The following is an 8,273-nucleotide window of genomic DNA, read 5'->3' on the forward strand; positions in this document are numbered from 1 at the left end:
AAAGGATATATAATACTAACTCATAGTCGCCGACTTAGCTCAATAGGTAGAGCAACTGACTTGTAATCAGTAGGTCGCCAGTTCGATTCCGGCAGTCGGCACCATAAATACGGAGTGGTAGTTCAGTTTGGTTAGAATACCTGCCTGTCACGCAGGGGGTCGCGGGTTCGAGTCCCGTCCATTCCGCCATATTCTCATTAAGGTCTATTTCTTAAAACTCAGTTTTCCCCTTTTTACTTCTGATTCGATTTAGACCTTAATTTATTATATTTCTTACATTACTAAATATTTTTATTAAACCAACAAATTATTTGATCATAGAGCCTTTATATAGAGTTTTTAAAATATTTTATACTTTGGTATGCATAACTATTTAAATTACTCGTAGTGAAGCTTAAATAAACAAAAAATCTTTATTATTTATACTTAAGAGTTAATCTTCTTGATATTTTATTTGTATCTATGTACCATTACATAATTACAAAATATTGAACTTTAATTTTTATGACATCGTCAGATAGTGGCTGGAAGCAGTTAATGGAAATTCTTGCTCAAAATAAAAAAACTAAAGATATAGAAACTATATGTGATTTTTTATTAACCAAAGAAGAAAAAGAGCAGTTGAACAAAAGGGTATTACTAACAAAAGAACTTATAAAAAAAGATAAATCTCAAAGAGAAATATCTAAAAATTTAAGAATAAGTATTTGTACTGTAACAAGATGTTCTAATGCTTTAAAAGAATGCTCTATAAAAATAAAAGAAATATTTGGAAAATAAAATCAAAAAACTAGTGGGATAAGCAATGTCAGATACAAAAATATCTAAACAGGAAAAAAAAAGAGGCTTTTTAGTATCAAATATTGATAAAATTGATTATCAAGAGGATCTAAATAGATGTTTCGCTAATTTATGTACAGATAAAAAAAATACTATCTTATTAGAGTCAGCAGAGATAGATACAAAAGATAAACTTAAAAGTATTTTAGTATTAAACAGTGCTTTAAGAGTTTCATGTATAGGAAATAAGGTTTTTATAAAAGCTTTGAATAAAAATGGTGAGGCAGCTTTAGAGACTATAAAACCTAGAATAAAAAATACTATACAGGTCAGTCATAATGGTAATGAACTAATTTTAACTTTTGACACTAAAAAAGATAGTAATCTTACTGAACATGAAAATCTTAAAAAAGAATCTGTCTTTGATTGTTTGAGATTAATAAAAGAAAGTTTTATAGTATCTAATGAATTTAGTATATTTCTAGCAGGACTTTTTGCATATGATGTAGTTGGAAATTTTGAAGAAATAGGTCATGTAAAACGTAAAAATAAATGTCCAGATTTTGTCTTTTATTTAGCTGATACAATTATGGTTAGTGATCATCAACAAAAAGAAACCTTTATACAGACTAACAATTTTAATGAGAATAATACTAACGAAATAGATACTAATATCAAATTTATTAAAGATAATATAAATAATGATATAGATGTAAAAATTGAGAAATTTAATACTTTAGAAGTAAAAGAATCAATAAATGATAAAGATTTCTGTAGTATTGTAGATCGCTTAAAATCTCATATTATAGATGGTGATATTTTTCAAGTTGTACCATCTAGAAGCTTCTTTTTGCCATGTCAAAATTCTTTAGAAGTTTATAAAGAACTTAAACGTACAAATCCAAGTCCTTATATGTTTTATATGCAAGATGAAGATTTTATGCTTTTTGGAGCATCGCCAGAAAGTGCTTTAAAATATCAAAAAGATACTAATCAAGTTGAGATTTATCCTATAGCAGGTACGCGTAGACGTGGTAAAAATCCTGATGGAAGTATTAATCCAGATTTAGATAGTAGAATAGAATTAGAACTTAGATTAGATATAAAAGAAAATGCTGAACATATGATGTTGGTTGATCTAGCTAGAAATGATGTTGCAAGAATATCAAAAACAGGAACTAGATATTTAGCAGATCTTTTAAAGGTTGATAGATATAGTCATGTAATGCATTTAGTATCAAGAGTAGTTGGGCAGCTTGCTGATGATTTAGATGCTCTTCATGCTTATCAAACATCAATGAATATGGGTACACTGACAGGCGCTCCAAAAATAAAAGCTATGCAATTGATTTCTGAAGTTGAAAAACAGACAAGAGGAAGTTATGGAGGAGCTGTAGGATATTTAAATGGTTATGGTGATTTAGATACTTGTATAGTTATACGCTCTGCTTATGTAGAGGATTTTATTGCAGAAATTCAGGCTGGAGGAGGTGTGGTTTTAGATTCTGTACCAATAGCAGAAGCTGATGAAACTAGAACTAAAGCACAAGCTGTGATATCAGCTATTAAAAATGTACATGGAGTATAGTAATGGCAAATATTATATTTATAGATAATTTTGATTCTTTTTCTTATAATTTAGTTGATGAGTTTAAAGTTTTGGGAAACAATGTTGATGTATATAGAAATAATTTATATATAGATGTATTGCTTGATAAAATAAACTCTGTAGAAAATCCTATAGTTGTTATATCTCCAGGTCCAGGTAATCCTACTAATGCAGGATGTATCGTTAATTTAATTTCTTTAATAAAAGGTAAAGTTCCTATTATAGGTATTTGTCTAGGCCATCAAGCTATAATCGAAGCTTATGGAGGTATAGTATCTCATGCTAATGAAATAGTACATGGTAAGATAGCTAGAGTAAAACATAATAATCATACTATATTTAATGGTTTAAGTTCTCCGTTAACTGTTGCAAGATACCACTCATTAGTGGCAATAAAAGTACCAACAGGATTAGAAGCTATAGCAGAGGTTAATGATTTAGTTATGGCTGTAGTAGATGATAAAAATAAAATCTGTGGTTTACAGTTTCATCCTGAATCTATAATGACAATACATGGTTCTAAGCTTTTAGCTAATGTAATTGAATGGGTACAACAATGAGTAAGCTAAGAAAAATAGCCGATAAATTATATAATCTAGAAGATTTAAGTTATCAAGATAGTTATAAATTGTTTGATTTTTTTATTAAAGGTGAAATTGAACTACCTTTACAGACTAGTATATTAACAGCTCTTAAATTAAAGAAAGAAACTTCTTTAGAAATAGCAGCAGCAGCAGAAGCTTTAATTGACAACTCAAAAGGTTTTCCAAAAAATCAAGGAGAAATAGTAGATATAGTAGGTACAGGAGGAGATGGATATAATACTATAAATATCTCTACTACAGCAGCTATAGTAGCAGCTACAGCAGGATATAAAGTTGCTAAACATGGTAATAGAAGTGCATCAAGTAAGTCAGGGTCTTTTGATCTTTTAGAATCTTTTGGTGTAAATATAGAATTATCTCCAGAAAAGACAAAGCAATGTATAGATAAAAATAACTTAGGATTTTTATTTGCTCCTTTTTATAATCCTGGATTTAAGTATGTTAAACAAGCTAGAACTATTTTAAAAACTAGAACTATTTTTAATATCCTTGGACCTTTGATAAATCCTGCAAGACCAAATAAGATTGTTATAGGTGTATATACTAAAGATTTAATTTTGCCAATGGCAAAAACTTTAATTAATTTAGGAATACAAAGAGCAATAGTTGTTTATGGTAGTGGTTTAGATGAGGTTGCAATACATGGAGATACTTATATTGTAGAAGTTGAAAATAATCAAATTAAAAAATATGTAGTTTCACCACAAGATTTTGGTATAGATACTTTTAGTATAAAAGATATAGAAGGAGGCTTACCTGAATATAATAAAAAAATAATAAAACAAATACTTTTAGGTAAAGGCAAAGATGCTCATAATGCCGCAGTTGCTGTTAATGTAGCTATACTAATGAAACTTTATGATAAAAATGATCTTAAACAAAATACACAATATATTTTAGAGTTGATTAAATCTGGTAAATGTTTTAAAACATTAGAAGATGTTGTAAGTTTTGGAAAAAAGTAATGAAAAAAATAATTTATAGTTTGTCTGTATTATCTTTTAGTTTAGGTTTCTCAGCTAATAGTAATATCTCATATGATAAAGCTGTTTTTGCTGGAGGTTGTTTTTGGTGTTTAGAATCAGATTTTGAATATATGCAAAATAATACTAATTTAAGCCATAATGGTATTATAAAGGTGGTTTCTGGATATGATGGAGGTTCTCAAAAAGATCCTACATATACAAAAGTATCTTCAGGAACTACGAATTATAAAGAATCAGTAGAGGTTATATATAATCCTAAGAAAATTAGCTATAAGGATCTTGTGGAATATTTTTATCGTAGAATAAACCCTGCTGATTCAAAAGGACAATTTTGTGATAAAGGTAAGCAATATCAATCTGCAATTTACTACATGAATGATAGTCAAAAACATACTGCAGAAGCTGTTACAAAAGAGTTAAAACAGATATTTAATAAAAATAATAAAAAAGTATATACACAAATTTTGCCATCGACAAAATTTTATGAAGCTGAAAGTTATCATCAGAACTATCATCATAAAAATCCTAAAAGATATTGCTATTATCGTACAGGTTGTAAACGTGACCAAACTGTAAATAAAGTCTGGAAAAATATAGATTGGAAATATAGTAATGTAGTACCTTTTAATATACCATCTAATTATGCAGAATGTTTGACTAGATAGATTAAATGATATGACTGACTTAGAGCAACGAGTAAGGTTTATAGTTGAAGTCGATAAACTAAAAAGTATATACCGTAGATGTTTGGTTAACTCAGATAATAATCGTAGAGAAAACACAGCAGAACACAGTTGGCATGCTGCTCTGATGGCTATAACTTTTAAAGATTTTGCAGAAGAATATATAAATATGGAGCGAGTTTTAACTATGTTATTGATACATGATATAGTTGAAATATATGCAGGAGATACTTATGCATTTGATGATGAAGCAATATTGGAATTGCAGCATAAGAAAGAGTTATTAGCCTTAGATAAAATATTTTCATTAATGCCAGAGTATGATGCCAAAGAATTAAAAAAACTTTGGCTAGAATTTGAAAAAAGCTCATCAGCAGATGCTAAGTATGCTAAAGCTATTGATAAATCTATCCCTGTATATAGAAATATGGCTAGTAATGGAGGTGGATGGGTTGTAAATGGTCCAACATATAAAGAGAAAGTGTTAAATATAAATAAAGAATTAAAAACAATAGCTCCTAAGCTTTGGGATTATGTAGAGCAACAAATTAATATAGCGGAGTCTAAAGGTTGGTTGGTTTAAAAAAATATAGAAAATTGTAGGAAAATATGAAAGTAGTAGGTGTAGCAACAAAAGTTTCAAATGATAGAGATGATTTGCTTGAACAAGCATGGGAGCTATTTTTTAATAGCGAAGTTTTGGAATACCTTAATGGTCAAAATCTATCACAAGATATAATATCTGTTTATTATGCATATGAAGGCGATCACACAGCGCCATATACTTTGTTAATAGGTTATGAGGTAGATGATAAATTTGATGTACCAACAGGCTTAAATTCAACTAATATTGAGTTAAATCATGATATTTTTAGAGTGGAAGGAGATCTTCCAGATACTGCTATAGATAAATGGCAAGAAATATGGGCTGATAATTCTAAAAAAAGAGCTTATAAAGCAGACTTTGATAGATATAATCCTATCGAAGATTTTGTTGAAATAAATGTAGAGTATATCTAGTAAAATATAAGTAAAGTTTATAAATATAAAAATTAAACTTTTATATATTTTCGTTTAAAATATTACTTAAAAAAGATGAAAAGATTAATAATATGGAAACTATATTAGCAAAAATTGTTGAAGCAAAAAGAAAATGGCTTTTTGCTAAAAAAAGACTCTTCCCTTTAGATGTTTTTAAAGATGAAGTTACTAAAACAGATAGAAACTTTTATGAAGCTTTAACTTCACAAAAAGCAGTGTTTATTCTAGAGTGTAAAAAAGGCTCTCCTTCTAAAGGACTTATTCGTAAAAAATTTGATCTAAATGAAATAGCTTCAGTATATAAAAACTATGCAAATGCTATATCAGTACTAACTGATGAAGAGTTTTTTATGGGTAGTTTTGCAAACCTTGAAATTATAAGAAATCAAGTTTCACAACCTATTCTTTGTAAAGACTTTATTATTGATGAATATCAAATATATTTAGCAAGACATTACAAAGCAGATGCTATCTTACTTATGCTTTCTGTTTTAGATGATAATCAATATAAAAAATTAGCTAAGGTTGCTAATCGTCTTGGTATGGGCATACTTACAGAAGCTAGTAATGAAGAAGAGCTTCAAAGAGCTATAAACCTCAAAGCAAAAGTGATAGGTATAAATAATCGTAACCTTAGGGATTTATCTGTAGATCTAAATACTACACGTGTTTTAGCTCCTAAAGTGCCAAAAGGAACTATTGTTATATCTGAATCAGGGATTTATAAAAACCAAGAAGTAAGAGATCTTAGAAAATTTGTAAATGGGTTTCTTATAGGAAGCTCTATTATGGGAGAGCGTAATTTAGAACTTGCAGTTAGAAAAATAATATATGGTTTTAATAAAGTATGTGGACTTACTTCAATAGAAAATGCTCAAAAAGCCTATAAAGCAGGTGCTGTCTATGGAGGTTTTATATTTGTCAAAAAATCACCTCGCTATATAGATTTTGACATGGCAAAATCTATAACAAAAAAAGTTAAATTAAATTATGTAGGTGTTTTTGCTAACTCTAGCATAGATGATGTTGTAAATGCTTCTTATAGTCTAAAACTAAATGCCGTTCAGCTACATGGAAGTGAGGATCAAGAATATGTAGATGCTTTGAAAGCTAAGTTACATAGGAACTGTCAAATATGGAAAGCTTATGGTGTAGATAAAACTATTCCTAATTTTTTAAATAATGTTGATTACCATCTATTAGATGCTCAAATAAACGGACAGTCTGGTGGTACAGGTAAAACATTTGACTGGGATCTTATAGATAATAAAAATAATATAATATTAGCAGGTGGTTTAAACTCTAAAAATATAGCTAAAGCTATAGAATTAAAGTGTTCAGCTTATGATATTAATTCTGGAGTTGAATCTCAACCTGGTCAAAAAGATCAAAAGAAATTAGATGAAGTTTTTGAAGTAATCAGAAACTATTAAAATCTATAGTTATTTTAAGCTTTATTTCTATTTTTGTTGGTAATATATATCCCTAATATATAGGTATTTAAATAGATTTATGATATCTATATATCTAAAATAAAGCTATTCTATGGAAAGTTTAGATTATATAAAATCCTTTATAAGTATTGCTGATAAAAATATCGATTTTTATAAGTTATATATGCTAGCATCAACATTATTACTGAAATTACTATAAAAGTAAAAGATGGATACGTATCAAATACTAACTAATCATCGTTCAATTAGAGAGTATAAAAAAGACCCTATTCCAGAAAAAATATTAAATAGAATTTTAGAAGCAGGTATGAGAGCATCATCAAGTGGAAATATGCAAATTGTTTCTATTATAGTCACCAGTAAAACAGCTATTAAAAATAAGTTATATGAAGCCCACTATAATCAAGAAATGGTTAAACAAGCACCTGCTGTTGTTACATTTTGTGTTGATTTTAATAGAATGAGGCATTGGTTAGATTTAGAAAAAGCTCCTCAAAATTTTGATAATTTAATTAGTTTTATAGATGGGACAGTAAATGCATCTATAGTAGCTCAAAATATAGTTATTGCGGCTGAAAGTGAAGGGTTAGGAGTTTGTTATATGGGAACAACACTTTGGAGTTCTCAAAAAATAATTGAGATTTTAAACTTACCTGAAAACGTAGTCCCTATAACATCTTTTACTCTTGGTTATCCTAATGAAAATCCAAAAAAAGTGTCACGTTTAGCGACAAGTGGAATTGTTCACTATGATACTTATCATAATTATACAGATGATGATATCAATGAAATATATTGTGATCGTAATCAAGAGGCATGGAATCGTTATATGACTTATCCAAATATGAAAAAATTAATCGAAGAAAAGGGAATTAAAAATTCAGCTGAAATATATACCAAACTAAAATACACACAAGAGGAGTTTATAAAACTATCTCAGCAATTGTTAGATACTATAAAAAACAAAATTTTTTTAATCAGTAATGATATTTTAGATCTAAGTTTAATATAGATATTAAATATAAAAGTTTTAAATTTATTAGGTTCTGTGCACAAAAAATATAAATTAGATTGAAAATAGCTAAACCGTTGTTATTTAAAAGTTGAAAGGCAGT

At 28.2% G+C, this 8,273-nt stretch carries 9 protein-coding genes and 2 tRNA genes; all 11 read left to right on the forward strand.

What is annotated here, in order from left to right; translation table 11 throughout:
- Nucleotides 1-28 precede the first annotated feature (28 nt).
- The 11 genes from AB8E56_RS06575 (at nucleotide 29) to AB8E56_RS06625 (ending at nucleotide 8,170) form a co-directional block, all read left to right on the forward strand.
- A tRNA-Thr gene (locus AB8E56_RS06575) sits at nucleotides 29-104 on the forward strand.
- 7 nt (nucleotides 105-111) lie between these two features.
- Nucleotides 112-189, forward strand: a tRNA-Asp gene (locus AB8E56_RS06580).
- Nucleotides 190-504: 315 nt separating this feature from the next.
- On the forward strand, nucleotides 505-780 hold the full coding sequence (trpR, locus tag AB8E56_RS06585) for a trp operon repressor (RefSeq protein WP_329479317.1): 276 nt from the start codon (nucleotides 505-507) through the stop codon (nucleotides 778-780).
- 40 nt (nucleotides 781-820) lie between these two features.
- Nucleotides 821-2,368 (forward strand): anthranilate synthase component 1, encoded by a 1,548-nt coding sequence (locus tag AB8E56_RS06590; protein ID WP_329479335.1) that lies wholly within the window; start codon nucleotides 821-823, stop codon nucleotides 2,366-2,368.
- A 2-nt stretch (nucleotides 2,369-2,370) separates the two neighbouring features.
- Entirely contained in the window at nucleotides 2,371-2,949 is a 579-nt protein-coding gene (locus AB8E56_RS06595) for an aminodeoxychorismate/anthranilate synthase component II (protein ID WP_329479319.1), read from the forward strand.
- Entirely contained in the window at nucleotides 2,946-3,959 is a 1,014-nt protein-coding gene (gene trpD / locus AB8E56_RS06600) for an anthranilate phosphoribosyltransferase (protein WP_329479321.1), read from the forward strand. Before AB8E56_RS06595 ends, trpD begins: the two co-directional genes overlap by 4 nt.
- Entirely contained in the window at nucleotides 3,959-4,645 is a 687-nt protein-coding gene (msrA, locus tag AB8E56_RS06605) for a peptide-methionine (S)-S-oxide reductase MsrA (RefSeq protein ID WP_329479323.1), read from the forward strand. Before trpD ends, msrA begins: the two co-directional genes overlap by 1 nt.
- A gap of 10 nt (nucleotides 4,646-4,655) precedes the next feature.
- Nucleotides 4,656-5,246, forward strand: a complete 591-nt coding sequence (locus AB8E56_RS06610; protein ID WP_329479325.1) for an HD domain-containing protein — start codon at nucleotides 4,656-4,658, stop codon at nucleotides 5,244-5,246.
- A 26-nt stretch (nucleotides 5,247-5,272) separates the two neighbouring features.
- Nucleotides 5,273-5,683, forward strand: a complete 411-nt coding sequence (locus AB8E56_RS06615) for an effector binding domain-containing protein (protein WP_329479327.1) — start codon at nucleotides 5,273-5,275, stop codon at nucleotides 5,681-5,683.
- A gap of 92 nt (nucleotides 5,684-5,775) precedes the next feature.
- Complete coding sequence (gene trpCF / locus AB8E56_RS06620) at nucleotides 5,776-7,137, forward strand: bifunctional indole-3-glycerol-phosphate synthase TrpC/phosphoribosylanthranilate isomerase TrpF (protein WP_329479329.1); 1,362 nt, start codon at nucleotides 5,776-5,778, stop codon at nucleotides 7,135-7,137.
- A gap of 229 nt (nucleotides 7,138-7,366) precedes the next feature.
- On the forward strand, nucleotides 7,367-8,170 hold the full coding sequence (locus AB8E56_RS06625) for a nitroreductase family protein (protein ID WP_329479331.1): 804 nt from the start codon (nucleotides 7,367-7,369) through the stop codon (nucleotides 8,168-8,170).
- The last annotated feature ends 103 nt before the right edge of the window (nucleotides 8,171-8,273 follow it).

This window comes from Francisella sp. 19X1-34, assembly GCF_041102755.1.
In the GTDB taxonomy this organism is placed as follows: Bacteria; Pseudomonadota; Gammaproteobacteria; order Francisellales; family Francisellaceae; genus Francisella.

Excerpts from the sequence above, each read along its gene's own strand:
- AB8E56_RS06625 (WP_329479331.1), top strand. The coding sequence starts at position 7,367 with ATGGATACGTATCAAATACTAACTAATCATCGTTCAATTAGAGAGTAT.
- AB8E56_RS06595 (WP_329479319.1), top strand. The coding sequence starts at position 2,371 with ATGGCAAATATTATATTTATAGATAATTTTGATTCTTTTTCTTATAAT.
- msrA (WP_329479323.1), top strand. The coding sequence starts at position 3,959 with ATGAAAAAAATAATTTATAGTTTGTCTGTATTATCTTTTAGTTTAGGT.
- AB8E56_RS06610 (WP_329479325.1), top strand. The coding sequence starts at position 4,656 with ATGACTGACTTAGAGCAACGAGTAAGGTTTATAGTTGAAGTCGATAAA.
- trpCF (WP_329479329.1), top strand. The coding sequence starts at position 5,776 with ATGGAAACTATATTAGCAAAAATTGTTGAAGCAAAAAGAAAATGGCTT.
- trpD (WP_329479321.1), top strand. The coding sequence starts at position 2,946 with ATGAGTAAGCTAAGAAAAATAGCCGATAAATTATATAATCTAGAAGAT.
- AB8E56_RS06615 (WP_329479327.1), top strand. The coding sequence starts at position 5,273 with ATGAAAGTAGTAGGTGTAGCAACAAAAGTTTCAAATGATAGAGATGAT.
- trpR (WP_329479317.1), top strand. The coding sequence starts at position 505 with ATGACATCGTCAGATAGTGGCTGGAAGCAGTTAATGGAAATTCTTGCT.